Here is a 25869-nt window from a genome sequence, read left to right as displayed (position 1 = left end):
CGGCGCCCCGCGGGCGCCGTTTTCATTTTGAGGTGTTGGAATGTCAAAGACGGGCAAGCCGCTCCGTCAGGAGATCGAAGAAACCCTGATCATCGACCTCGCGCATCACCTTGGCATTGTGCTTGCGATCGGTCACCTGCCACCAGTCGACCACGGTCATGCCGACCGTCAGTTCAGATGCGGTTTCGATCTCGACGTTGCAGTCGCGTCCCTTGAAAAGTTCCGGGCGCAGGAGATAGGCGATCACCGTCGGATCATGCAGCGGCCCACCGTCGGACCCGTATTTCTCGATGTCGAAACGCTCGAAGAAATCCAGCATTTCAGCCATGGCGACGGCCGGGCGCGAGCCGATCGCGCGGATTTTCTCAACCCGGCTTTTATAGGTCAGAACCTTGTGCGTTACATCGAGCGGCATCATCACGATCGGAATGCCCGAAGCAAAGATGATCTTGGCGGCATCGGGATCGACATAGATGTTGAATTCGGCGGCCGGCGTGATGTTGCCGCCTTCGAAGAAGCCACCGCCCATCATCACCAGTTCGCGCACCCGCGGTGCGATTTCCGGTGCCTTCTGCAGCGCATGCGCAATATTGGTCAAGGCGCCAAGCGTGCAGAGCGTCACGGTTCCCGCCTCATGCGCGCGGATCGTCTCGATGATGAAATCGACGGCGTGCTGCGCCTCGACCTGCATGGTCGGTTCATCGACCACCGGACCATCGAGGCCGGTCTTTCCATGCACATGCTCGGCGGTGACCAGCTGGCGCAGCAGCGGTCGCTCGGCGCCCTCATATACCTTCACGTCGCGGCGGTCGCACAGTTCGCAGACGACGCGGGCGTTGCGCGAGGTCAAAGCCAGCGGCACATTTCCGGCAACGGTGGTGATGCCCAGCACGTCAAGCTCATCAGGGCTGCCGAGAGCCAGCATGATGGCCGCGGCGTCGTCCTGGCCCGGGTCTGTGTCGATGATGATTTTCCTGGGCTCGGCCATGGACTGCACTCCTTGCGATTTTCGGTGCGGACTATGGTTTGCCCGCAACGCCCGCGCAAGCGCCTAATATTGATCTTGTACTGATTGCGCACAGCTACCATATTCCGGGTCCGGGGTGCTGCCTGCGCGGACTCTGCCATTCGACACCCGCCGAACCGAAGTCGCTTGCTCACAAGGACGAGGAAATGAACCGTTTGCCGCCTTTTGCGAGCCCGCTGATGCTGGGGTTCGATGCGATGGAAAACACCCTGAAGCGCGTCGCCAAGGGAAACGACGGTTACCCGCCCTACAATATCGAGCGCGTCCACCGGGATGAGGCGAGCGGTGAACCGGAGCGGCTTCGCATCACGCTCGCCGTCGCCGGTTTTTCCGAGGACGATCTCGACGTGACCTCCGAAAACAACCAGTTGGTGATCCGTGGCCGGCAGACCGAAACGGTCGAACGGGACTACCTGCACCGCGGCATTGCCGCCCGTCAGTTCCAGCGAACCTTCATGCTCGCGGATGGATTGACCGTGCTGAAGGCCGATTTGCGCAACGGGCTCCTCTCCATTGATCTCGTGAGGCCCGAGCCGGTCCGCATGGTAAAGAAAATTAACATTTTCGTCCCAGACTAGGATTGCGGGTGGATCGACCGCCTGCCTTTACCGACCGAAACAGGCCCGGACCTCCCGGTTTTCCTGGCTCCGGAAGGAAGTCAAGTCTTGCGAATCGGTGCATCTCGCATGCCCGGCCGTAAAGCCACGGAGTACGACTATGGGACTGAAACACGTCAGCACGCCACTCTCGAAAAACGATCTTGCTCATCTTGGCGCCGGTGAAGTCGGCTACATCAGAAAAATGCGTTCGGATGAGGTTTCGCGCTGCTTTCCGGAAGCTCCCGATATGGATCCCGGCCTTGATCTCTGGGCCCTCTTCGGCGCCGACGGTACCCCGATCCTTCTGACCGACAATCGGTCGAGCACCTTTTTCAAGGCCGCCGAAGACGATCTGAAGACCGTCAGCCTGCATTAAGACGGACGATCAGCTCGCGCTCAGTCGAGTCAGGTGCGCTTGAAGGTAAGATAGGCCGAGCTGCGGCCTTCGCGCCTGGCTTTGGCCTCATAGCGGGTGCTTGGCCAACCGGCATAGGGCGTCAGCCAGTCTGAGGCGTTTTCGGCCGCCCACTCGAAGTCCGCATGATCGCGGCACTTCTGCAGCGTCCAGTTGACGTAGGTGTCGATATCGGAGGCGAAGCAGAAAACTCCGCCCGGCTTTAGCACGCGCGCGAAGCGATCAAGATTGACCTTCGACACGAAGCGGCGCTTCCAGTGCTTCCGCTTGGGCCACGGATCGGGATAAAGCAGGTCGATATGATCAACCGAGGCTGCCGGCATCCAGTCCAGCACCTGCGTCGCGTCATCGTCATAAAGCCGGATATTCTCCGCTTTCTTTTCCTCGATATGCCCGATCAGCTTCGCCATGGAATTGACGAAGGGCTCGACGCCGATGAAGCCGGTCGTCGGATTTTCGACTGCACGATGGATCAGGTGCTCGCCGCCACCGAAACCGATTTCCAGCCGCACATGATCGACCGGGTGACGAAACAGCGTTTTCAGGTCTGCCGGAGCGGGCTGCGTGAGATCGAGCTTGAGCAGCGGCAGCACGGTTTCCAGATAGCCGGCCTGCTGCGTGCGAAGCGGCTTGCCCTTTCGGCGCCCGAAGAAAGCTTCGGTCGAGCGGCTGGGGTGCTGTTCAGTCATGTGTGCGTCTTTCGGTTATAGAAAAAGCGGGCGCCTCCAAGGAGACACCCGCTCTTTACTGTTTAATGCCGTTGTCCGTCCAGAGGCCGGATCACGCCGCTTTCAGGCCGTTTTCCTTCAAAGCATCCTTGAGCGGCTTCACGAGATCGAGCTTCTCCCAGGAGAAGGATCCGTCGCGACCTGCCTTGCGGCCGAAGTGACCATAAGCCGACGTCTTGGCATAGATCGGCTTGTTGAGATCGAGATGGCGGCGAATGCCAGACGGCGACAGATCGATCGTTTTGCGGATTGCGGCTTCGACCTCGTCCTCGGTCACCTTGCCGGTGCCGTGCAGATCGACATAGATCGACAGCGGCTGGGCAACGCCGATGGCGTAGGAAAGCTGGATCGTGCAACGGTCGGAAAGACCGGCAGCGACCACATTCTTGGCGAGATAACGAGCGACATAGGCCGCCGAACGGTCGACCTTGGTCGTGTCCTTGCCGGAGAATGCGCCGCCGCCATGGGGAGCTGCACCGCCATAGGTGTCGACGATGATCTTGCGGCCGGTGAGGCCTGCGTCGCCATCCGGCCCGCCGATCACGAACTTGCCGGTGGGATTGATGTACCAGGCGCAATCGTCGGCAATCTTGATGTCGTGCAGTGCTTCGCGGATATAGGGCTCGACGACCGCGCGCACCTTTTCCGAATCCCAGCTGTCATCGAGGTGCTGAGTCGACAAGACGATCGAGGCAACTTCCGAAGGCTTGCCATCGACGTAGCGAACCGTCACCTGGCTCTTCGCATCCGGGCCAAGCTTGCCGGCATCGCCCTCGCCCTTCTTGCGGGCAGCGGCAAGCAGATGGAGGATGCGATGCGAATAATAGATCGGCGCCGGCATGAGGTCTTCGGTTTCGCGGCAGGCATAGCCGAACATGATGCCCTGATCGCCCGCGCCCTCGTCGCCCTGCTTGTCGGCTGCGTTGTCCACGCCCTGCGCAATGTCGGCCGACTGGGAGTGTAGGAGAACGTCGATCTTCGCCGTCTTCCAGTGGAAGCCGTCCTGTTCATAGCCGATCTCGCGGATGGCCTTGCGGGCCGCGGATTTGAACTTTGCCGGATTGATGACGGAATTGCCGTTCTTGTCGGTTTTCAGAAGGCTCGGCGGCAGACGCACCTCACCAGCGATCACGACGCGGTTGGTGGTCGCAAGCGTCTCACAAGCGATACGGACGCTCCACGGGTCCACGCCGGTCTTGTTGGCTTCCCGGTAGACGAGATCCACGATCTCATCGGAAATCCGGTCGCAGACCTTGTCCGGATGGCCTTCAGCCACGGACTCGCTTGTAAACAGGTAATTGGCACGCATGCGGGGAACCCCTCAAAGAAAGACGACTGCTGTCGTTGCGATTCTGACAGCAAATGACAATGACACAAGGATATAAATATATCTTTATGTCAAAGTCACGAAAAGTTTGCGCGCCGACGGCAGGCGCGGGAAAACGATATCCTTCGAGGGTGGTATCGAAGACACAAAAAAAGCGGCACTTTGCGGCCGCTTTTTTTGCATTGGGTCCAGAGAAACGTTATTCGGCTTCCGACTCGGCAGCCAACGCCTTGACCAGATCGACCAGTTTACGGCGAACCTTGGGATCGCTGATCTTCACGAAAGCGCGGTTGAGTTGCAGGCCTTCCGAGGAAGACAGGAAGTCAACGACGTAGTTCGAACTGGAAGCTTCCGCCATTCCGGAAACGCCGGAGGAATTGTCACCCGGAGCATCCTCGAAAAAGAAGGAAACCGGAACATTCAGGATCGCTGAAATGTTCTGAAGACGGCTGGCGCCGACGCGGTTGGTTCCTTTTTCATACTTCTGAATCTGCTGGAACGTGATCCCCAGAGCTTCTCCGAGCTTTTCCTGGCTCATGCCCAGCATGGTGCGGCGAAGACGAATCCGGCTGCCGACATGGATGTCGATCGGATTCGGCTTCTTCTTGTTTTCAATCATCATGGTTTCCTAATACACAAAAAATCAGCATCCACTAATTTGAATGCTGCCAGAGAGCAGGCTGCACGCCACGATGTGCAGTCCGGGCGGAAACCCTCCGACCATAGGTTTTAGTCTATGGCGTTTGCTACTATGCAATTTTAGGGGTTTTTGGTCAATTCGCCCTTAGAATAAAACTAGGACGTGAAAATAACGCAACCGCCAGAAACATTGCAGCAACAATCAGCGCGTTTCGTTTCTGCTGATCGGGCTCGAAAGGTATGCGGGACTTTCCCGGCAAGATTGTGTCTACCACACCCCTGACGTTGAAAGATGCTCCAGACACAACCTCCCCCAGTCCATTCACGACAGCTGAAATACCGCTATTGGCTCCTCGGATGAGCGGGACGCCCGTTTCTACAGCCCTGAGTTGAGCTTGCTGAAAGTGCTGGTAGGGGCCGGGCGTGTCTCCAAACCAGGCGTCATTGGTGACATTCAGAAGCGCGTCCGTCGACAGGGCGACATTGCCGATCTCGCCCGGAAAGATCGCCTCGTAACAAATCAGCGGATAAAGAACCTTGCCTTTGGGCAGTGTGAGCGGCGTGCGCGTCGCGGCGGCCGAAAACCCGCCCGGCATCGCCGCGGCAATGGATTTCAGCCCGAACGAGTTCAGCACGTTCTCGAACGGCAGATATTCGCCAAACGGAACCAGGTGCAGCTTGTCCGCCGCTCCGACGATCTGGCCCTGGTCGTCGATAACGTAAACCGAATTATAGTATCGCGGCGGCAGGCCCGCGCCGGCATTTTCGGCCCGAACCGCGCCGGCGATCAGGATCTGTCCTTCCTGCAGGGCATCGGCAATGCTGAGCAGGCCATCCGGATTGTCGGTCAGCAGGAACGGGATCGAGGTTTCGGGCCAGACGACAATATCCGGGCGCTTGGCTCCTTCCGCCGGAGCCGCGGTCGTGAGTTCCAGATGGCTCGTGAAGATATCGGCGCGCGCCGCGTCATCGAGCTTCAGGGCCTGATCGATCACCGGCTGGACAAGCCGGACGGATGTTGTCCCGTCAGCAAGCGCCGCCGGCTGGTCGTTCAGCCGCCAATAGCCATAACCGAAATGAGCGACCACCAGCAGGCCGGCGAGAACCAAACCCGGCACCGCGCCTTTTCGGGTTCCGATCAGGGCCGGGGCCGAAAAAGCGAAAACAGCAAGCATATTCATGCCCGCGAGACCGAAGACGACGGCCGATTGCATCATCAGCGGCACGGGCATCGCCGCGTAGCCGATGGCGTTCCAGGGAAAGCCGGTCATCAACGTTCCCCGCAGCCACTCGCAGATTCCGAAGGCAAGCGCGAGCGCCGCGATCCTTCCTATGCCATCCGACCACAGTACGCGTGCGATCGCTGTCGCAAGGCCGTAGTAGATCGCGAGAAAGGCAGGCAAGCCGATCACGGCCAGCGGCAGCGCCCAGGCAAATTCGTCGGCCTCGACCAGAAGCGCGTTGCCCAGCCACCACAAGCCGCCAAGCAGATAGCCGAAGCCGAAACACCAGCCGATGACAAAGGCCGGGAAAGCACGGCGTATCCGGCCGTGATCCGGATTTCCGGATGCGCCATCCATCAGCCAGACCAGAACCGGAAAGGAAAGAAACGGGGCTGCGAATATGCCGAAAGGCGGCAAGGCGAGGACCGTCAGCAGACCAGCGAAAAAAGCAAGAAAGGCCCTGCGCCCTCCCGACAACAGCATGATCCTGCCAGAGAGCCATTCCATATCATTCCCCTTGCCGCTTGAGCTTGCCGAAAGCCACCGAGCTGAAAACGTTCGCGCCCCTCCGCGTTCGTCTCAACCGCCTGTGATGGCCGAATCAATGTGCGGCCAGTCTTCCAAAAAAGCATGATCTTGTCGTGCGGGCGGGGACATCATTTTTCGGCAGGCGGAAAGCGCTGCGCAAACGCAAACGCCCGCCGTCGGTGGCGGGCGTTTGTTGTCACAGGGTCGATTGCGTCGCTCAGCCGGTTTCGCGCAGCGGGTTTGCTTCCGGCGTGGCGATAACCTCCATGTCGTTGTCCTCTTCCCCTTTTTGCAGGGGGCGTCGACGAATGGCGGCGGCGCGCTTTCGCACGATGCGCACGCGCTTCACCCGACGCGGATCAGCATCCAGAACCTGGAATTCGAAACCGGGGATGGCCTGCACCACCTCGCCACGCGCCGGAATGCGGCCGAGCGACGCGAAGACGAGCCCTCCGAGCGTATCGACATCCTCGAGCTGCTCGCGCACGTCGAAATCGGGACCGATCGCCTCGGCGATTTCTTCCAGTTCAACGCGGGCATCGGCGACGAACACGTCGTCCGAGGTCTTGGCGAACATGACTTCTTCGTCGTCATGTTCGTCCTCGATATCGCCGACAACCATTTCAACGATATCTTCCAGCGACGCCAGACCATCAGTGCCGCCGTATTCGTCGATGACGAGCGCCATCTGAATGCGGGCGGCCTGCATACGCTGCATCAGGTCAGACGCATGCATCGACGGCGGCACGAAGAGCACCTGACGGATGATGCCGGCCTCTTCCACGGTCTTGGACAGATCGACGCGGCCGAGATCGAACATCGCCTTGGGCTGACGCGCCGGCTTTTCGATCTTCTCTGCAGTCGTGGCCGGTGCCGCAGCACGCGTGCCGGTACGACGCTTGTTGCGGGCCTGTTTCGTCACGTAGGACAGAAGGTCGCGGATGTGCACCATGCCGCGCGGGTCATCGAGGCTTTCGCTGTAGACCGGCATGCGGGAGCGGCCGGATTCCTCGAAGATCACCATGAGTTCGCCCACGGTAATGCTCTGGTCAACGGCCTCGATATCGGCGCGCGGCACCATCACGTCTTCGACGCGCACTTCGCGAAAGCGCAGAATGTTGTTGAGCATTGCCTTTTCGCCGGGCGAAAAGGCCGTGTCCGAGCCGCTGTCGGTCATGAGTGCGTCCGCGAGATCCTCGCGAAGACTTGCACCGTTTGCACCGCGAAAAATACGCGCCGCCCGGCTCCAGAAGGAAGGTGATTTGCCGCTCTCAGGTTTCTGCGCGGCGGCGCTACTACTGCCCGCCTCGTCCGAACTGGAGGCTTCCGCCTCGTCTCTTACAGCCACGGCCGGCTGTGCTTTAAAATCGCTCATCGTTCCAAACTATCATACGGGATCGCTGTCCCCATAGGGATCAGATAACCCAAGATGGGCCAAAATGCGAGTCTCCAACCCCTCCATTCTTTCCGCGTCGCCTTCATCAATGTGGTCGTAGCCAAAAAGATGCAGGAATCCGTGGACGAGAAGATGGGTCAGATGCTCGTCGAAAGGCTTGCCGAGATCGACTGATTCGCGCTCGATCGTCTCGCGGGCAAGGATGATGTCGCCGAGCATCGGGCCCGGCATTTTTCCCGGCAAAACCGGAAATGCGGGGAAGGAAAGCACGTTGGTCGGCTTGTCGATGCTGCGCCATTCCGCGTTGATTTCGCGGATCGAGGCGTCGTCGGTAAACACCAGCGACACCTCGGTCGGCATCTCGGGAAAAGGCTGCTTTTCTTCCTGCGCGATAAACGCGGCGGCCTTTTCAAGCACACCTTCGCAAAACGGCTGGAGAGCATCCTCGGATGGCCACTCGCCCTCCTCGACGCTGATCTGGATATCGAGACTGGTCATAAGATCTTCAGCCGACCGCCTCAGCGGTCGCTCTGCTCGCTTTCGTCCTGTACGGCCGTCTGGGCCTCATAGGCCCGGACGATGCGCGCCACCATCGGATGGCGCACGACATCGACATCCTTGAAGCGCACGACCGACACGCCCTCGACGCCCTTCAGGATCTGCAGCGCCTCGACCAGACCGGATTTGACGCCGCGCGGCAGATCCACCTGGCTCGGGTCGCCGGTAACGATCATACGACCCTTTTCGCCGAGACGGGTGAGGAACATCTTCATCTGCATGGAGGTGGTGTTCTGCGCCTCGTCGAGAATGACAGCGGCATTGGCGAGCGTGCGGCCGCGCATGAAGGCGAGCGGCGCGATTTCAATGACGCCAGCGGTGATCGCCCGCTCCACCTTGTCGCCGGGCATCATGTCGTACAGCGCGTCATAGAGTGGGCGAAGATAGGGATCGACCTTTTCCTTCATGTCGCCGGGCAGGAAGCCCAGACGCTCACCGGCTTCCACCGCCGGACGGGAAAGAATGATCCGATCGACCGCACCACGTTCCAGAAGCTGGGCCGCATGGGCAACGGCGAGATAGGTCTTGCCGGTGCCGGCCGGGCCAACGCCGAAGACGAGCTCGGAGCGCTCCAGCGCCCGCATGTAGGCGTCCTGCGTCGGCGTGCGCGCGACGATGGTCTTCTTGCGTGTGGAAATCTGCGCGAGGTTCAGCTTGGCCTTCTTTTCCATGGTCGGCAGCTGCAACTGATCGTCGGCGGCAAGCGCCATGCGCACCGCGCCTTCGACATCGGAAGCTTCAACGCTGCCACCGCTCTGGATGCGTCCGTAGAGAAAGTCGAGCGCCCGGCGGGCCTGATTGGTGGCCAGCACATCGCCTGAGATAGACACCGAATTGCCACGCGGGCGGGCGTCGATCTTCAGCAGCTGCTCCAGCAATTTGAGGTTTTGATCGAACTGACCGAACAGTTCGCTGGCGAAGCGATTGTTCTCGAAAGTAAGCACGAAGTGATTAACGTCTGTCGCGGATGTTTTCGACTGGCGCGGCGAAGAAGAAACCAATTCGTGTCCGTTCAAGCGGCAAAGCTCCCTAAAGGTTCAGCCCTCAGCTTGCCACTTCGGCAAACAAACTGTTAGGGCCGGTGCCTGTGATTCGTACCCTTATAATGTCACCGATTTGCGATGACTTTGCATCAACATTCACAGACTGCAGCCAGGGCGAGCGACCGATCAGCTGGCCGGGCATGCGGCCGGGCTTCTCCAGAAGCAGGTCAATTTCGCGCCCGATGCACATTTCGTTGAAGGCATGCTGCTGTTTCAGGAGCAAAGCCTGCAATCTTTCCAATCGCTTGGCCTTTACGTCTTCCGGGACCTGATCTTTCAGATCCGCGCCCGGCGTTCCCGGACGGGTCGAATATTTGAACGAAAACGCCTGTGCATAACCCACGGCTTCCACAAGCTTCAGCGTGTCTTCGAAGTCCTCGTCGGTCTCGCCGGGGAAACCGACGATGAAATCGCCCGACAGGGCGAGATCGGGCCGCGCCTTCTTGATGCGCTCGATCAACGCCAGATATTCGGCCGCCGTATGGCGCCTGTTCATGGCCTTTAGGATACGGTCCGAGCCCGATTGCACCGGCAGATGCAGGTAAGGCATGAGCTGAGGCAAGTCACGATGGGCGGCAATGAGGCCGTCATCCATGTCCCGCGGATGGCTGGTCGTATAGCGCAGCCGGGCAAGACCCTCGATCCCGGCCAGATGGTGCAGAAGCTCGCCCAGGCCCCATTCGACGCCATCCGGGCCGGCACCATGCCAGGCATTGACGTTCTGACCGAGCAGCGTCAGCTCGCGCACGCCGCCCTCGACCAGCTTGCGGGCTTCCGCGACGATCTGCTCGACGGGACGCGACACTTCCGAACCGCGCGTATAGGGCACGACGCAGAAGCTGCAGAACTTGTCGCAGCCTTCCTGCACGGTGAGAAACGCGGTGACGCCGCGGGCGCGGGTCTTCGCCTTTTCCGGAGCCGGCAGATGCTCGAACTTGTCCTCGATCGCATAATCGGTCTCAAGCACGCGCTCGCCGCGCTTCACCCGCTCAAGGGCTTGCGGCAGGCGGTGATAGGTCTGCGGGCCGATGACCAGATCGACAGCCGGTGCCCGGCGCAGGATCTCGTCGCCTTCCGCCTGCGCGACGCAGCCGGCAACGCCGATCATCATCTCGCGGCCCTCACCGGCCTTCTTCTTTTTCAGCTCACGCAGACGGCCAAGCGCGGAATAGACCTTCTCGGCTGCCTTCTCGCGGATATGACAGGTGTTGAGCAGGACGAGATCGGCGTCCTCCATCACGTCGGTCGCGACATAGCCGTCCTTGGCCAGCGCATCCTGCATGCGATCGGAATCATAGACGTTCATCTGACAGCCGTAGGTCTTGATGAAGACCTTGCGGGTGTTCTGGTGAGCGATGGGCGCGTCCGGCGCGCTTGAGAGCGTTGCAATTTCGTCGGTCATGCGGCTTCCATAGAGCATGAAAGCCCGGATTTGAAGCGTTTTTAGGGTTAGGGCTGATCGACATTCAGTTCAGGCCGAGCCGAAAATGGTGTTTTTCCGGGACCCGGAGCGGAGCGTACTTTTGGTACGTGAGCACCGAAAGCACGGGAAAGCGCCATTTGCAGGCCGGCGTGGGCTGAATGTCGATCAGCGCTAGCGGCCGCGCAGCTTCAGGGACAGCATATCCCGCATCCGCTTTTCGATCCCTCGGCTGACCTGCTTGCGATTGCTGTCGGCGGTATAGGTGATCTGTTCGCCGAAGATGACATCGACATCCACGGCCCCTTCCCTCAGAATACCCAGCAGATGCGGCAGCATGGGAATATCGCCCGGCCATGCGGCAATCGGCCGATGATACCGCCCCATCGGCATGCCATGCACGCCGGTATAGGCGATCGCCAATGGCTGCACATGGACGATCCCCGTCGGCGACAGCGGCACCGCGGCAGCCGCAGCGCCGAAGAGCGAGGTCTTGATCTCCAGCAGCCGGTTGCCGTCCGAGGTCGTGCCCTCTGGAAAGAGAACGACGATTTCGCCAGCCGCCAGCCGCTGCCCGATTTCGTTCACCTGGTTTCCCGTGGTCCGCTTCTCTTCCCGCCGCACGAAAATGGTGGCCTGCAGTCGCGCCAGAAGGCCGAAGACCGGCCAGGACTTCACATCCGATTTGGCAACGAAGACCACATCCGCAATCGAGCCAAGAACGAGAATATCCTTCCAGCTCGCATGATTGGAAACGAGCATCAACGGGCGCTGCCTGTCCGGCTCGCCATGCACGGTGACACGAACACCGATCATACGGCAGGCGAGCCGATGCCAATACCGGGGCAAGCGGCGTCGAAGCGGCCAGTCCAGCCAAAGAAGCACCACCTGAACCGGCGCCAGAACCGCCGTGACGGCAACCAAGATCGCGAGGCACACGACGATGCGCAGCCAGTTGAGCGCGGCTCCGGGATCAAACCTCACGGCGCACATGCCTTCAAGCAAGGGAAGAACGCGGGGATGATTGAACTCTGCAAGGGCGTCTCAGCTTTCCCAACCGTTATCGAACGGGCTGAATATCGGTTGGCCCTAAAGAAGATCAAGCCGCATGACAAGCGCTGCCGTGCGAACACCATCAGCGTTCTGATAATAGGCGCGCCGCTCGCCGACCTTGGCAAAGCCCAGCTTGCGATAAAGGCCGATGGCCGCGAGATTGGTTTCATCCACTTCAAGGAACATACTTTCCGCCGACCGATCCCGCGCCTCGCGCAGCGCCGCCCGCATCAACCGCCAGCCGAGGCCGCTACGCCCATAACGCGGATCGACGCCGATCGTCAGAATTTCCGCCTCGCCGGCCGCAACCCGCGCCAGAACGAAACCACCGATCCCGGGCTTCGACGCATTGGTCTGGCCGGCAACGAAACCGAAAACCGTATCCTGCACCAGAAGACGATGCAGTTCGCCATCGCTCCAGGAATGCGTAAATCTCTGCTTATGAATGGCGGCAGCCTGAGACAGATGCTCGGCCTCAAAAGCGAACACATCAAATTCAGGTTTGCGGACAAAATAGTCGGTAAAGGCCATGGGCCACACTCACGCTCGGGCAACGGCAAAGCCGGCCTGCGGCTTCACGTCGGGACCTCGCAAGTAAAGCGGCTTCGGCTTGCCCTGGGCTGGATCAGCGTAAGCGCCGAGTTTCGCAACGATGCCGATCTCGGTCAGGTCGCTGACATTGGGCATGGGCGAGACAAGCGACGCCCCGGAACCGCAGACGATGCCGTCATAGCCTTGGAACCGGGACGCGGCTTCGGCAATATCCAGTGCTTGCGGCGGCGTCAGTTCGACAAGCCCGGCTGAAAACATCTGCGCATAGACTTCTTCCCGCTTGGCATCCATGACAACCGCAACCGGACGCCCTGGATTGTCGCGTGCAGCAGCAGCAGCAAGCGCTGCAAGCCGCGAAACGCCGACGGCGGGCACGCCGAGCGACAGCGCAAAACCACGGGCCGCGGCAACGCCGACACGAATACCGGTAAACGAGCCTGGACCGATCGTCACGGCAACCCGGTCAACATCGGAAAGCGACTTGCCGGAGACGTCCAGCGCCTCGTCAACGAACGCCATCAGCTGCTCGGCATGGCCACGGCCAATATCGGCACCGGCAGAGGCGAGCACACGGTCTTCCGCGCTGTCATACAGTGCAGCAAAGCAGCCCGTTCCGGCCGTATCGAAAGCGAGAACGATCATGGGACGCGGGACACCTGCATGGAGGTCAAATCAGACGGCTTCGACCGCCTGAACCTCCGGCACGAAGTGGTGAAGCAGGTTCTGGACGCCATGCTTGAGCGTTGCCGTCGAAGACGGGCAGCCCGAGCAGGCACCCTTCATGTTGAGGAAGACGGTGCCATCGCGGAAACCCTTGAAGGTGATATCGCCGCCATCCTGGGCCACGGCCGGACGTACGCGCGTCTCCAGCAGTTCCTTGATGGTCGCGACGATGGTCTCGTCGCCTTCGTCGAAGAACTCGCCTTCCTGATCGCTTTCTTCCGCACGGTTATGGATCGCCATGACCGGCTGACCGGACATAAAGTGCTCCATGATCGAGCCGAGAATGGCGGGCTTCAGGTGCTGCCACTCCTGATCCGACTTGGTGACGGTGATGAAGTCGTAGCCGAAATAAACGCCGGTCACGCCCGGGATCATGAACAGACGGGCAGCCAGCGAGGAGCCGGCAGCGGCTTCTTCGCTGTCACGGAACTCGGCTGTGCCATTTTCCAAGACCACCTTGCCCGGCAGGAATTTCAGGGTTGCCGGGTTCGGCGTCGCTTCGGTCTGAATGAACATCGTTTTCTCCGCGTCGGCCGGGATCGCGTTCAACCAGCCTGTTTAGAATTATTCAAAAGAATATAATCTGTTTGCCGGAGCGCTTCAAGATGCACCGGGCTGCATTTACCTGGCCGAAGGATCAAATCGCCTGATGCTGGCATCAGCTCAGGGCATCGATCTCCTCATCCGTGAGGATATCGGGAATGACAGTGACGGGGATGGGGAAAGCTGCCGTCTTCCCGGCAATAGACGAGACCAGCGGCCCCGGACCATCCTTGGCGGATCCGGCTGCCAGAACCAGAATGGCGATATCGCGGTCTTCCTCGATCAGCCCGTAGATCTGCTCGGTGGCGCTACCCTCGCGGATCACCATTTCCGGCTCGATGCCGATCGTTTCGCGCACCGTCTGGGCGATTTTGGCGAGTGTCGCCTCCGCTTCCGCCCGCGCTTCCGCCCGCATCACCGCCTCGACCCCCAGCCATTGCTGGAAATCGCCGTCGGCGATGACATAGAGCAGAACCAGGCCGCCATTGGAGTTTTTGGCGCGCATGCCCGCATAGTGGACGGCGCGGCCGCATTCGGGGGTGTCGTCGATCACCGCCATGAATTTACGGCGGTGACCTTCCAGTCGTGAGAGTCGTGTCGAAACCATGGCCGGACTCTTACACTCGTTCCGAACGGCTGCAAGAGGCCTTTTTCCGACTTACTGCAGGAAGCCGATGATCTCGCGAACTTCCTTCATGGTGACTTCCGCCCGTGCCCGCGCCCGCTCGCCACCATCCCGCAGGATAGCGTCGATGTGGCTCGTATCGTCCATCAGGCGGCGCATTTCCTGCGTGATCGGCGAGAGAACGTTGACCGCAAGATCGACCAGAGCTGGCTTGAACGTCGAAAACTGCTGGCCACCGAAGTCGTCCAGCACCTGCTGCTTGGTCTTGTCGGACAGCGCCGCATAGATGCCGACGAGGTTTTCCGCTTCTGCGCGACCCTTCAGGCCGTCGGTCTCGCTTGGAAGCGCATCCGGATCGGTCTTGGCCTTGCGGATTTTCTTCGAGATCGTCTCGGCATCGTCCATCAGGTTGACGCGCGAGAGATCGGACGCATCCGACTTCGACATCTTCTTGGTGCCGTCGCGCAGGCTCATGACGCGCGGCGCCGGGCCGCCGATCAGCGGCTCGACCATCGGGAAATAGGCATGCACCGGCTCTTCGCCGACCTTGATATCGATACCGTAGCTGGTGCGGGCGATATGCTCCTTGAAGTCGATGTTGAACTTCATGGCGATATCGCGGGCCAGCTCCAGATGCTGCTTCTGGTCGTCGCCGACCGGAACATGGGTGGCGCGGTAGACAAGGATGTCAGCCGCCATCAGGCTCGGATAGGCGAGCAGGCCGAGCGAGGCCTGTTCGGCATTCTTGCCGCCGGTCTTGTCCTTGAACTGGGTCATGCGCTCCATCCAGCCGATGCGCGCCACGCAGTTGAAGATCCAGGCAAGCTCGGCATGCTGCGGCACGGCCGACTGGTTGAAGACGATGTGCTTCTTCGGATCGATGCCCGAGGCAATGAAGGCCGCCGCAATCGAACGGATCTGGCCCGGCATATCCTCATGCACCAGCTGGTTGGTGATCGCATGCAGATCGACGACGCAATAGATGCAGTCATTGTTTTCCTGCAGCGCCACGAACTTTCTGATGGCACCGAGATAATTGCCGAGATGGAGATTGCCCGTCGGCTGAACGCCGGAAAAGACGAGCGGCTTGAATTCTGACATCGTGTCCTCGATCAGGCTTGTGGAGGGCCTAGATTGCTCTGGCTCTGTTGAAGATGGCCGCGCTTATGCACAAGGCATCGAATGCGATCAAGCGGAATTGCGTTCAGGGCTCAGCCCGCCGGCTGCAACAGGTCCCAGGTGTTGCCGAACGGGTCGGTGAAGACCACGACACTGCCATAGACTTCGTGACGAGGTTGTTCGAGGAATGTGACCCCGGCAGCCAGCATTGCCTCGTAATCACGGGCGAAATCATCCGTGAACAAGAAGAAGCCGACCCGGCCGCCCGTCTGGTTGCCGATCGCCGCCTGCTGACGTTCGCCATCGGCCTTGGCGAGCAAGAGCGCCGTCTCTGTCGCGCCTTTCGGGCGAAGGACGACCCAGCGTTTGCCGTCGCCCATATCAACGTCTTCGAGCAGCTCAAAGCCGAGCTTGCCGCAATAGAATGCAATGCCTTCGTCATAGTCCGGCACGACGAGAGCGATACGCGCAATCATTTGCTTCATGGGACAGATCTCACGGCTCTATCGGTGGTGGTGTGCTGGCCTTGCGCTTGATGTTGCGGCGGATCATCGAGGCATCCGCGCCACCGATCAGGAAGGCAATGGCGAAATACACGACCATCGCCAGGCCAATCAGCATCATCAGGGCCGTGAGCTGGATCAGCAGCGGACTTTCAGGTGCCAGCCAGTCGGACAGCGCGATCGATGCGTAATTCAGCGAGACCGCCATGATGACCGTCGCGATCAGCAGCCGCAGAACCCGGAAGGCCAGCGCATTTTCCCAGTTCCAGTGTCCACGCCAGACAAGTGTTACGAACAGCAGCGTCGCAGTCAGCCAGCCTGAGGTTGCCTCGGCCGTGGCAATGCCACGTTCTGCGAAGAGCGGGAAGAGCGAGACGGCGAGAGCGCAGTTGACGGCCACCGAAAGCCCGGTGATCCGCATCGGCGTCTTGGTATCCTCGCGGGCGAAGAAGCCTGGGGTAAGCGCCTTGATCATCACGAAGGCCGGAAGTCCCAAACCATAGATCGCCAGCGTCGCCGCAACGGTGCCGGTCGTCTCCGCCGAAAACGCCCCACGCTCGTAAAGCACCCGCACGATCTCGTCGGAAATCACCCAAAGCGCGCCGGCCGCCGGTAGCGTCAGGAACAGCACGAATTCCAGCGAGCGGTTCTGCAGGTTTGCCGCTTCCCGCTCATGCCCGCCGCGCAACGCCCGCGACAGTTCCGGCAGAAGCACCACGCCGACAGCAATGCCGACGACACCGAGCGGCAGCTGATAGACGCGGTCGGCATATTGCAGCACCGCGATTGCGCCATCCTTGGTCGAGGCAATCATCTGGCCGATGATCTGGTTGATCTGCGTGATGCCGCCGGTGACGGCAGCTGGCAGCGCCAGCCACAAAAGCCGTTTCACATTCGGCGTGAAACGCGGACGGCGCAGACCGAAGCGCATGCCGGCATGCAGTACCCCGACATAAAGCACCGCCATCTGCAACAAGCCGGCAACCAGTACACCCCAGGAAAGATACCAGGCCGTCGCCAGCGGATCGGCACCCGTCCAGAGCCCATAGCCGAGAGCCGCAATCAGTGCCACGTTCAGGAAAACCGGCGCAATCGCCGCCGCGAAATAATGATGCAGCGAATTCAGCATGCCCGACAGCATCGCCGTCAGCGACATGCACATCAGATACGGAAACATCACGGCCGCCAGCTTGACGGTAACATCGTATTTCTCGGTGCCGACCTCGAAGCCCGGCGCGATGATCCAGGACACCAGCCAGGGCATCGCCAGTTCCATGACGATGGTGATCAGCAGCAGCACCGTAAAGAGAACGCCCAGCACCTCTTCCGAAAACCGCTTGGCGCCCTCGACGCCGTTCGCTTCGATCTCCTTGGCAAACAGCGGGACGAAGGCGGCGTTGAAGGCACCTTCGGCAAAGAGCCGGCGAAACAGGTTCGGAAACCGGAACGCCGCATAGAAGGCGTCCGCCATCGGCCCTGTACCAAGGGCGGCCGCCATCAGCGTTTCGCGCGCAAAGCCGAGCACACGGCTGCCGAGCGTGGCGCCGCCGACGGTTGCGAATTTGCGAACGAGACTCATGTTTATTCGGCCTTGGCTTTACGCGGCGCGGTAGCACGCGCCGTATTCTGGGGTGCAATGATGCCAGCCGGCATGCGATCGCGCACCTCATCCGCCTCATCCGACATCACGGCCTTCAACCGCGCGGCGATATGGCTGTGGCGGTTCTCGTTGACAATCTTCTGCCCCACGAGATCGGTCACGTAAAAGGTATCGATGACCTTTTCGCCGAAGGTGGTGATATGGGCCGAGGCGATATCGAGAGAAAGATCGGCCAGGACTTCCGTCATTTCCGAGAGCAGGCCGGTGCGGTCGAGGCACTCCACCTCGATGACGGTGAACTTGTTGGACAGCGTGTTGCTGATCGTCACGGCCGGCGTGACGGTGAACGCCTTGGTGCGCTTGCGGCTCCTGGTGCGGCTGGCGATCACCTCCGGCAGGCGCTTCCTGCCGGACAGCACGTCCTCGATCAGTTTGCCAATATTGGCCGCCCGGCGCATCTCGTCTTCGTCGTTTGAGAATTCGCGGTTGACCAGGATCGTATCCAGCGCGCGCCCGTCCGAGGTCGTGAAGATCTGCGCATCGACGATGTTTGCCCCCGCCGCAGCGCAGGCGCCGGCGATGACGGCGACAAGGCGCGGATGGTCCGGCGACAGCACGGTGATTTCGGTGATGGCGTGAAACTGATGCGTGCGCACCATGGTCGCCAGCGCCTTGCCCGCCTTATCGGCCTCGCGGATGAATTTCGCGTGGCGGATCTGGTCTTCCAGCGGCACGGAGAGCAGATACGGCTGGTAGTGCAGCTTGGTATAGGTCTTGCGATCCTTCTGGCTCCAGTCCGACAACGCTTCGTAGAGCACATCAGCCGCGTGGGCCGCCCGCTCCTTGCGCGGCATTTCCGAAAAGCCGCCGGAGAGCAGGAGCTCGGTCTCGTAGTAGAGCGTGCGCAGAAGCTGCCCCTTCCAGCCGTTCCACACGCCGGGGCCGACGGCACGGATATCGCAGACCGTCAGGATCAGCAGCATCTTCAGCCGGTCGAGCGACTGCACGCGATCGGCAAAATCGATGATCGTCTTGCGGTCGTTCAGGTCGCGCGTCTGGGCGACCATCGACATCGTCAGATGCTCCTGGATCAGCCAGGCCACCGTTTCCGTCTGCTTCGGCGTCAGGCCGAAACGCGGGCAAAGTTTTCTTGCCACCTTGGCGCCGGCCGTCGAATGGTCCTCCGGCCGCCCCTTGGCCACATCGTGGAGGAGAACCGCCACGAACAGCGCGGTGCGATCCTCGATGCCCGGCATCAGCTTGACGGCCAGCGGGTGCACGTCGTCGTCACGTCCCTGGTCGATGCTGGAGAGGATATCCACCGTGCGCAACAGATGCTCGTCCACCGTATAGTGGTGGTACATATTGAACTGCATCAGCGAGACGATCTTGCCGAATTCGGGAATGAAGCGACCGAGCACGCCGGCCTCGTTCATGCGTCGCAGGATCAGTTCCGGCTTGCGCTTCGAGGTCAGGATCGAGATGAAGAGACGATTGGCTTCCTCGTTGTCGCGCACCGAGGGACCAATCAGCGCCAGCGAGCGTGTAACCTGCTTCAACGCCGCCGGGTGGAATTCCAGTTCGTTGATATCGGCCACATGGAAGATGCGAATCAGATTGACCGGGTCCTTCTTGAAGACATCCGGGCTTGCCAGCGCAATGCGCCCGCCATCATCGACAAACTCCAGAGATCCCGCGATCTTTCGCACCCGATGGGTAAAGCGCGAAAGCGCTGCGGTAAAACCCGGAAGCTGCTTGGCCTGCTGGTCCTCGAGAGCCGCACAGAAGATGCGAGTGAGATCGCCGACATCCTTCGCGACGAGGAAATAATGCTTCATGAAGCGCTCGACCGCCGTCATGCCGGGATGGTCGTGATAGCCGAGGCACTCGGCAATTTCGCGCTGGATATCGAAAGACAGGCGCTCTTCCGCCTTGCCGGTCAGGAAGTGCATGTGGCAGCGCACCGCCCAGAGAAAATCGTCCGATTTTTCGAAAAGCTTAAGCTCCTGCCGCGACAGAACGCCAACCTTGACAAGATCGGCCTGATCCTTGACGCGGTAGAAATATTTGGCGATCCAAAACAGCGTGTGCAGGTCACGAAGACCGCCCTTGCCTTCCTTGACGTTGGGCTCCACCAGATAGCGCGTATCGCCGGCCTTGCGATGGCGCTCGTCGCGTTCGGCAAGCTTTGCGGCAATGAACGCGGGGCCGGTGTTCTTGACGATTTCCTCATCGAAGCGGTGGGAAAGCTCATCCACAAGCATCCGCGAACCGCAGATATAGCGCGCCTCGAGAATGGCCGTGCGGATCGTCATGTCGCTGCGCGAAAGGCGAATGCAGTCCTCGATCGAGCGCGTCGCATGACCGACCTTGAAGCCGAGATCCCAGAGAATATAAAGCAGGAACTCGATCGCCGGTTCGCTCCAGACGGCCTTCTTCTCCGGCAGGATGAAGAGCAGATCGATATCCGACCCCGGCGCCAGCGTTCCGCGGCCATATCCACCGACAGCCGCAACCGCGAGCCGCGAGGCCGCGGGCGTTTGGGCGGCGTCGAAAACCTCGTTCAGCGCGAAGTCATAGAGAACGGTGATCAGCTGGTCCTGAAGCCAGGATATCCGCATGGCGCAGTTGAGACCGCTGCCATCGATATTCAAGAGCTCTCGCGCCCGCTCACGACCTTTGAGATTGGCTTCGCGAAAGGCCGCCAGAAGCGCCTGCCGCATCGGATCGCGCTGCTCGGCATAGGCAGACGCAATGAAATCGCATTTCGCCCGCAATGCCGGAACATTGAGAATGTCGGAAAAATCGAGATCGTTCCTGCTCATCGCTTGCCGTTCGTCTTGATGGCCGGCGATATCAGCGCGCCGCTGTTGCTGCTGCATGCTTTAGACCTTTCGCCCGGAAATGGACAGTACCGGGATGGGCGAGGACTGTAGCGTTCAAGCATTGCCAAGTTGTTTCTTCAACGCATAGAGCGCTTCCATGGCCTCGCGGGGGGTCATATCATCCGGATTGAGGCTTTTTAACGCTTCCTCGACCTTCGACGGGCCGGCCCTGGCGATCTCCTCGCGGCGGATCGCCACCTGGAACAGCGGCAGATCGTCGATCAGCTGGCTTGCCGGGTTCTTGCGGTCTGCGTCCTCGAGCTTGGCGAGAACGTCCTTAGCCCGCGCAACGACGGAAGCCGGCAGACCGGCCAGACGCGCCACCTGGATACCATAGGAGCGATCGGCGGCACCCGGTCCAACCTCGTGCAGGAAGATGACGTCGCCATCCCATTCCTTGACGCGCATCGTGGCGTTGGAAAGCCGGCCGAGCTTTTCGGAGAGCACCGTCAGCTCATGGAAATGGGTGGCGAACAGCCCGCGGCAGCGGTTGCCCTCATGCAGATGCTCGACAGCCGCCCAGGCAATCGACAGGCCGTCGAACGTCGCCGTGCCACGGCCGATTTCATCGAGGATAACGAGAGAGCGATCCGTCGCCTGATTGAGGATCGCGGCCGTTTCGACCATCTCAACCATGAAGGTCGAGCGCCCACGCGCCAGATCGTCGGAGGCACCAACGCGGGAGAACAGACGGTCTACGATGCCGATATGGGCGGATGCCGCCGGCACGAAGGAGCCCATCTGCGCCATGATCGCGATCAGCGCGTTCTGGCGCAGGAACGTCGACTTACCGCCCATGTTCGGACCGGTCAGCAGCCAGATCGCACCATCTCCCTCGCCATCATGGGGCGAGAGATTGCAGCTGTTGGCAACGAAGGCCGTTGCCGACTGGCGCCGCAGCGCCTGCTCGACAACAGGGTGCCGGCCACCATCAATGGCAAACATTTTTGAGCCATCGACGACAGGCCGGCAATAGTTCTGCTCTTCCGCGAGGGATGCGAGTCCGACAGAAACATCGATGATCGACAGCGCAAAAGCAGCCGCCTTGATCGCTTCAGCCTCGCGAACGACAAGCGCCGTCAGTGCGTCGAAGGCTTCGAGTTCGATCGAGAGAGCCTTGTCCGCCGCATTGGCGATCTTGGATTCCAGATCGGCAAGCTCGGTGGTGGTGAAGCGCATGGCGTTTGCCATGGTCTGGCGGTGAATATAGCGCGCGCGGGCCGCGTCGCTGTCGGTCATCGGCCCGGCATTGCCGGCCGTGACCTCGATGAAATAGCCGAGCACGTTGTTGTACTTGATCTTCAGCGACTTGATGCCGGTTTCCTCGGCATAGTTCAGTTGCAAGCCGGCGATCACCCGGCGCGACTGGTCGCGCAGTGCCCTGAACTCGTCCAGCTCGGCGCTCGCCCCTTCCCGAACGAAGCCGCCATCCCGCTTCAAAAGCGGCAGTTCATCGGACAGCGTCGATGAAAGGCGCTCCAAAATCTGGCCCGGTAAGCCGGCGATGGAATCGAGCGCGAGCCTCAATTCCTCCGACAGATTACCGGATTTCAGCAGACGCAGAATTTCGCCTGCAGCCGCCGTTCCGGAAAGAATGGCGCCAAGATCGCGCGGCCCACCGCGGCCGAGCGAAAGGCGTGAAAGCGCCCGCGGCATATCCGGTACATGCTTCAAGGCCTGCCGTAGATCAGCCGAAAGCTGCGGCTGGTCGAGAAGTGCGGTGATCGAATCCAGCCGTTCGACGATACGTTCCGGGTCCGTCAGCGGTGACATCAGCCGCTCGGCCAGAAGCCGCGCGCCGCCACCCGTCACGGTGCGGTCAAGCGCTTTCAACAGGGTGCCGTTGCGGTCGCCCGATTGTGTCTTCACCAGCTCGAGATTGGTGCGCGTCGCAGGATCGATGAACAGTGTCGAGGCGCCGCTTTCGCGCTCGGGAATGCCGAGCGGCGGGCGCTCGGAAAACTGGGTCTTCTCGACGTAGGCGATTGCCGCAGACGCGGCGGCCATTTCCGCCCGGGAAAAACCACCGAAACCGTCGAGCGTCTTCACGCCGTAATATCGGCTGATACGATCTTCGGCCGTGGCGCTGTCAAACAGCACGGATGGCTGCGGCACCGCCACCCGGCCAAGCACGTCAACGACCGCACGCATCTCAGGATCGTGGAAAACCGTATCGGCCAGGATCAACTCGCGTGGCTCGATGCGCAGGATATCGGCAAGCAGCCGGCTTTCCGTCGTTTCTGCCAGCCGGAAGACGCCGGTCGAAATATCGATCCATGCCAGTGCCAGCAACGGCTCGCTGCCGCTCCTGATCCGGGCGAGCGTCATCAGGTAGTTGGTTTCGGACGGCGACAGCAGCTTGTCTTCGGTAATCGTGCCCGGCGTCACCAGCCGCACGACATCCCGCTTCACCACCGATTTTGAACCGCGCTTCTTTGCCTCGGCAGGATCTTCCACCTGCTCGCAGACCGCCACGCGAAAACCGCGCACAATGAGCTTCTGCAGATAATCGTCGGCGGCATGCACCGGCACGCCGCACATCGGAATATCCTGCCCCAGATGCTGGCCGCGCTTCGTCAGGGTGATACCGAGCGCACGCGAGGCTTCCACCGCATCCTGGAAGAACAGCTCGTAGAAATCGCCCATGCGATAGAACAGCAGCGAATCCGGGTTGTTCGCCTTGATCTCGATATATTGCTCCATCATCGGCGTCGCCGAGGAGCGGCTCTCTTCCGTCGCCAGTTGGGCTGCGGAAAGCACGTCGGAATCTTGGTTCGTGGCGTTGGTCAGAAAAGTCATTTTTGCCCCAGAAAACAGGTGCCACACTATTCACGCGCGTTTATAGAAGACAACTGTAAAGCGGCGGGGAGGAGCCTTCGCCCACAGGACTTGGAGGAGGTTTCATGGCCGAAGACGGCAAAGCCAACCGCAATGCGCGCAGCGTCACCGATCAGGAGGCGCTGGACTTCCACTCCCAGGGCCGTCCCGGCAAACTTGAGATTTCCCCGACAAAGCCGATGGCCACCCAGCGCGACCTGTCGCTGGCCTATTCGCCCGGCGTTGCCGTACCTGTGAAGGCGATCGCCGCCAATCCTGCCACCGCCTATGATTACACGACCCGCGGCAACATGGTCGCCGTCATATCCAACGGCACTGCCATTCTCGGCCTCGGCAATCTCGGCGCACTCGCCTCCAAGCCGGTCATGGAAGGCAAGTCGGTACTGTTCAAGCGCTTTGCCGACGTCGATTCCATCGATCTCGAAGTCGATACCGAAAATGTCGACGAGTTCATCAACTGCGTGCGTTTCCTCGGCCCCTCCTTCGGCGGCATCAATCTCGAAGACATCAAGGCACCGGACTGTTTCATCATCGAACAGAAGCTGCGTGAGGTCATGGACATTCCAGTGTTCCACGACGACCAGCACGGCACCGCGATCATCGCCGCCGCCGGCCTGATCAACGCGCTGACGCTTACCGGCCGCGATTTCAAGACGACGAAGCTCGTCTGCAACGGCGCAGGCGCTGCTGCCATCGCCTGCGTCGAGCTGATCAAGTCCATGGGCTTTGCACCCGAAAACATCACGCTTTGCGACACCAAGGGCATCATCTACCAAGGCCGCAGCGAGGGCATGAACCAGTGGAAATCCGCCCACGCCATCAAGACCGACAAGCGCACGCTGGTCGAAGCCATGGACGGCGCGGATGTGGTGTTCGGCCTCTCTGGCAAGGGCACGCTGTCGCAGGACATGATCCGCTCGATGGCACCGCGTCCCATCATCTTTGCCATGGCCAATCCCGATCCGGAAATCACGCCGGAAGAAGTGGCCGACATCCGCGACGACGCCATCGTTGCCACCGGCCGCTCCGACTATCCGAACCAGGTCAACAATGTCCTTGGCTTCCCCTACATCTTCCGCGGCGCGCTTGATGTGCATGCCAGCACGATCAACGAGGAGATGAAGATCGCCGCCGCACAGGCGCTGGCAAGCCTTGCCAAGGAAGACGTGCCGGACGACGTCGCTGCCGCCTATCAGGGCAACCGGCCCCGCTTCGGCCCACAATACATCATCCCCGTGCCCTTCGATCCCCGCCTGATCTCGGCCATTCCCGTCGCCGTCGCCAAGGCCGCGATGGAAAGCGGCGTCGCCCGCAAGCCCATTCCCGATCTTGCCGCCTATGGCCGCCAGCTTTCCGCCCGGCGCGACCCGATCGCCTCCACCCTGCAGCGCATCTACGAGCGCGTCCGCCGCCAGCCGAAGAGGATCGTGTTCGCCGAGGGCGAGGAAGTGCAGATGATGCGCTCGGCGCTTGCCTATGCCAACCAGGAACTCGGCACCGCCTTGCTGCTGGGTCGCGAGGACCGCATGCGCGAAACCGCCGAGAAGGAAGGTATCGACCTGGATCGTCCCGGCATCCAGCTGGTCAACGCAAGGCTCTCGAAGCGCACCGGCGCATACACCGACTATCTCTACGCCCGGCTGCAGCGAAAGGGCTATCTCTTCCGCGATGCCCAGCGCCTGATCAACAACGACCGCAACCACTTCGCCGCCTGCATGGTGGCGATGGGCGATGCGGACGGCATGGTCACCGGCATCACCCGCAACTACTCGACGGCGCTTGACGACGTCCGCCGCTGCATCGACGCAAAGCCGGGGCACCGTGTCATCGGCGTCTCGATTGCGCTGTGCCGTGGCCGTACAGTGCTCGTTGCCGATACCGCCGTGCACGACATGCCGTCGGCGGAAGAGCTTGCCGATATCGCGGAGGAAGCAGCCGGCCTCGCCCGCCGCTTGGGTTACCTGCCGCGCGTCGCCATGCTCGCCTACTCCACTTTCGGCCATCCGTCCGGCGAGCGCTCGGAGAGAGTACGCGAGGCCGTCAGCATCCTCGACAAGCGCCGCGTCGATTTCGAATACGACGGCGAGATGGGGGCTGATGTCGCGCTCAATCCCAAGGTGATGGAGCAATATCCGTTCTGCCGCCTCTCCGGCCCCGCAAACGTGCTGGTCATGCCGGCCTTCCACTCGGCCTCGATCTCGACCAAGATGCTGCAGGAGCTGGGCAATGCGACCGTCATCGGCCCGTTGCTCGTCGGTCTCGACAAATCCGTGCAGATCGTATCGATGACCGCAAAGGACAGTGACATCGTCAACATGGCAGCACTGGCGGCGCACAACGCCGGCATGTAAAACATCTCCAACGATAAAAAACGAAAAAAGCCCGCCCGGAAATCCGGCGCGGGCTTTTTCATGCGAAATGCTGATCTTGATCAAAATAATGGGACGTAATGTCCCTCAATAAAAGGCACGCATTACCAGTCGATGATCAAAAGCTGCTACTCACGGCTGAAATTGAACCAAAAT

Annotated in this window: 22 protein-coding genes; 3 read left to right on the top strand and 19 right to left on the bottom strand. The window is 60.7% G+C overall.

Features of this window, described 5'->3' with window-relative positions; genetic code table 11:
• Window positions 1–43: 43 nt before the first annotated feature.
• Complete coding sequence (locus tag BLX89_RS11405; protein ID WP_075291006.1) at window positions 44–988, bottom strand: nucleoside hydrolase; 945 nt, start codon at window positions 986–988, stop codon at window positions 44–46.
• 185 nt (window positions 989–1173) lie between these two features.
• Here BLX89_RS11405 and BLX89_RS11400 point away from each other — a divergent pair, with 185 nt between their 5' ends.
• Both BLX89_RS11400 and BLX89_RS11395 read left to right on the top strand, forming a co-directional pair.
• Window positions 1174–1605, top strand: coding sequence for an Hsp20 family protein (locus tag BLX89_RS11400; RefSeq protein WP_075291005.1), 432 nt, complete (start codon window positions 1174–1176; stop codon window positions 1603–1605).
• Window positions 1606–1744: 139 nt separating this feature from the next.
• Window positions 1745–2002 carry a BQ00720 family protein gene (locus BLX89_RS11395; RefSeq protein WP_075291004.1) on the top strand — a complete coding sequence of 86 codons (258 nt, stop codon included), beginning with the start codon at window positions 1745–1747 and terminating at the stop codon, window positions 2000–2002.
• A 29-nt stretch (window positions 2003–2031) separates the two neighbouring features.
• Here BLX89_RS11395 and trmB read toward each other — a convergent pair whose 3' ends face one another.
• From trmB to mutS, 18 genes are all read right to left on the bottom strand, one after another.
• Window positions 2032–2730 carry a tRNA (guanosine(46)-N7)-methyltransferase TrmB gene (gene trmB, locus BLX89_RS11390; RefSeq protein WP_075291003.1) on the bottom strand — a complete coding sequence of 233 codons (699 nt, stop codon included), beginning with the start codon at window positions 2728–2730 and terminating at the stop codon, window positions 2032–2034.
• Window positions 2731–2821: 91 nt separating this feature from the next.
• Window positions 2822–4078, bottom strand: coding sequence for a methionine adenosyltransferase (gene metK, locus BLX89_RS11385; RefSeq protein WP_075291002.1), 1257 nt, complete (start codon window positions 4076–4078; stop codon window positions 2822–2824).
• A gap of 217 nt (window positions 4079–4295) precedes the next feature.
• The gene (locus BLX89_RS11380) at window positions 4296–4715 is read right to left on the bottom strand and encodes a helix-turn-helix domain-containing protein (RefSeq protein ID WP_075291001.1); all 420 of its coding nucleotides are present in this window, start codon (window positions 4713–4715) and stop codon (window positions 4296–4298) included.
• A gap of 154 nt (window positions 4716–4869) precedes the next feature.
• Window positions 4870–6465 carry an apolipoprotein N-acyltransferase gene (lnt, locus tag BLX89_RS11375; RefSeq protein WP_075291000.1) on the bottom strand — a complete coding sequence of 532 codons (1596 nt, stop codon included), beginning with the start codon at window positions 6463–6465 and terminating at the stop codon, window positions 4870–4872.
• Window positions 6466–6703: 238 nt separating this feature from the next.
• Window positions 6704–7861: a transporter associated domain-containing protein gene (locus BLX89_RS11370; RefSeq protein WP_075290999.1), complete on the bottom strand. Its 1158-nt coding sequence runs from the start codon at window positions 7859–7861 to the stop codon at window positions 6704–6706.
• A gap of 12 nt (window positions 7862–7873) precedes the next feature.
• Window positions 7874–8380 carry an rRNA maturation RNase YbeY gene (gene ybeY, locus BLX89_RS11365; protein ID WP_075290998.1) on the bottom strand — a complete coding sequence of 169 codons (507 nt, stop codon included), beginning with the start codon at window positions 8378–8380 and terminating at the stop codon, window positions 7874–7876.
• Window positions 8381–8400: 20 nt separating this feature from the next.
• Complete coding sequence (locus tag BLX89_RS11360; protein ID WP_075290997.1) at window positions 8401–9456, bottom strand: PhoH family protein; 1056 nt, start codon at window positions 9454–9456, stop codon at window positions 8401–8403.
• Window positions 9457–9484: 28 nt separating this feature from the next.
• Window positions 9485–10885 carry a tRNA (N6-isopentenyl adenosine(37)-C2)-methylthiotransferase MiaB gene (gene miaB, locus BLX89_RS11355; RefSeq protein WP_075291117.1) on the bottom strand — a complete coding sequence of 467 codons (1401 nt, stop codon included), beginning with the start codon at window positions 10883–10885 and terminating at the stop codon, window positions 9485–9487.
• A 192-nt stretch (window positions 10886–11077) separates the two neighbouring features.
• Window positions 11078–11887 carry a lyso-ornithine lipid O-acyltransferase gene (olsA, locus tag BLX89_RS11350; protein WP_245292811.1) on the bottom strand — a complete coding sequence of 270 codons (810 nt, stop codon included), beginning with the start codon at window positions 11885–11887 and terminating at the stop codon, window positions 11078–11080.
• 105 nt (window positions 11888–11992) lie between these two features.
• Window positions 11993–12487 carry a GNAT family N-acetyltransferase gene (locus BLX89_RS11345; protein WP_075290995.1) on the bottom strand — a complete coding sequence of 165 codons (495 nt, stop codon included), beginning with the start codon at window positions 12485–12487 and terminating at the stop codon, window positions 11993–11995.
• Between the two features lie 9 nt (window positions 12488–12496).
• Window positions 12497–13150, bottom strand: a complete 654-nt coding sequence (gene tsaB / locus BLX89_RS11340; RefSeq protein ID WP_075290994.1) for a tRNA (adenosine(37)-N6)-threonylcarbamoyltransferase complex dimerization subunit type 1 TsaB — start codon at window positions 13148–13150, stop codon at window positions 12497–12499.
• 30 nt (window positions 13151–13180) lie between these two features.
• Window positions 13181–13747 carry a NifU family protein gene (locus BLX89_RS11335; protein ID WP_075290993.1) on the bottom strand — a complete coding sequence of 189 codons (567 nt, stop codon included), beginning with the start codon at window positions 13745–13747 and terminating at the stop codon, window positions 13181–13183.
• A gap of 142 nt (window positions 13748–13889) precedes the next feature.
• Entirely contained in the window at window positions 13890–14381 is a 492-nt protein-coding gene (locus BLX89_RS11330; protein ID WP_075290992.1) for a universal stress protein, read from the bottom strand.
• Window positions 14382–14432: 51 nt separating this feature from the next.
• On the bottom strand, window positions 14433–15500 hold the full coding sequence (gene trpS, locus BLX89_RS11325; protein WP_075290991.1) for a tryptophan--tRNA ligase: 1068 nt from the start codon (window positions 15498–15500) through the stop codon (window positions 14433–14435).
• Window positions 15501–15610: 110 nt separating this feature from the next.
• Entirely contained in the window at window positions 15611–16003 is a 393-nt protein-coding gene (locus tag BLX89_RS11320) for a VOC family protein (protein WP_075290990.1), read from the bottom strand.
• Window positions 16004–16013: 10 nt separating this feature from the next.
• Window positions 16014–17600 carry a murein biosynthesis integral membrane protein MurJ gene (gene murJ, locus BLX89_RS11315; RefSeq protein ID WP_075290989.1) on the bottom strand — a complete coding sequence of 529 codons (1587 nt, stop codon included), beginning with the start codon at window positions 17598–17600 and terminating at the stop codon, window positions 16014–16016.
• A gap of 2 nt (window positions 17601–17602) precedes the next feature.
• On the bottom strand, window positions 17603–20503 hold the full coding sequence (locus BLX89_RS11310) for a [protein-PII] uridylyltransferase (RefSeq protein ID WP_075290988.1): 2901 nt from the start codon (window positions 20501–20503) through the stop codon (window positions 17603–17605).
• A gap of 57 nt (window positions 20504–20560) precedes the next feature.
• Window positions 20561–23305, bottom strand: a complete 2745-nt coding sequence (mutS, locus tag BLX89_RS11305) for a DNA mismatch repair protein MutS (RefSeq protein WP_075290987.1) — start codon at window positions 23303–23305, stop codon at window positions 20561–20563.
• A gap of 104 nt (window positions 23306–23409) precedes the next feature.
• Here mutS and BLX89_RS11300 point away from each other — a divergent pair, with 104 nt between their 5' ends.
• Window positions 23410–25695, top strand: coding sequence for an NADP-dependent malic enzyme (locus BLX89_RS11300; RefSeq protein WP_075290986.1), 2286 nt, complete (start codon window positions 23410–23412; stop codon window positions 25693–25695).
• The last annotated feature ends 174 nt before the right edge of the window (window positions 25696–25869 follow it).

This window comes from Pararhizobium arenae (assembly GCF_001931685.1).
GTDB classification, from domain to species: domain Bacteria; phylum Pseudomonadota; class Alphaproteobacteria; order Rhizobiales; family Rhizobiaceae; genus Pararhizobium; species Pararhizobium arenae.
This window is presented reverse-complemented; position numbering and strand designations above follow the sequence as displayed.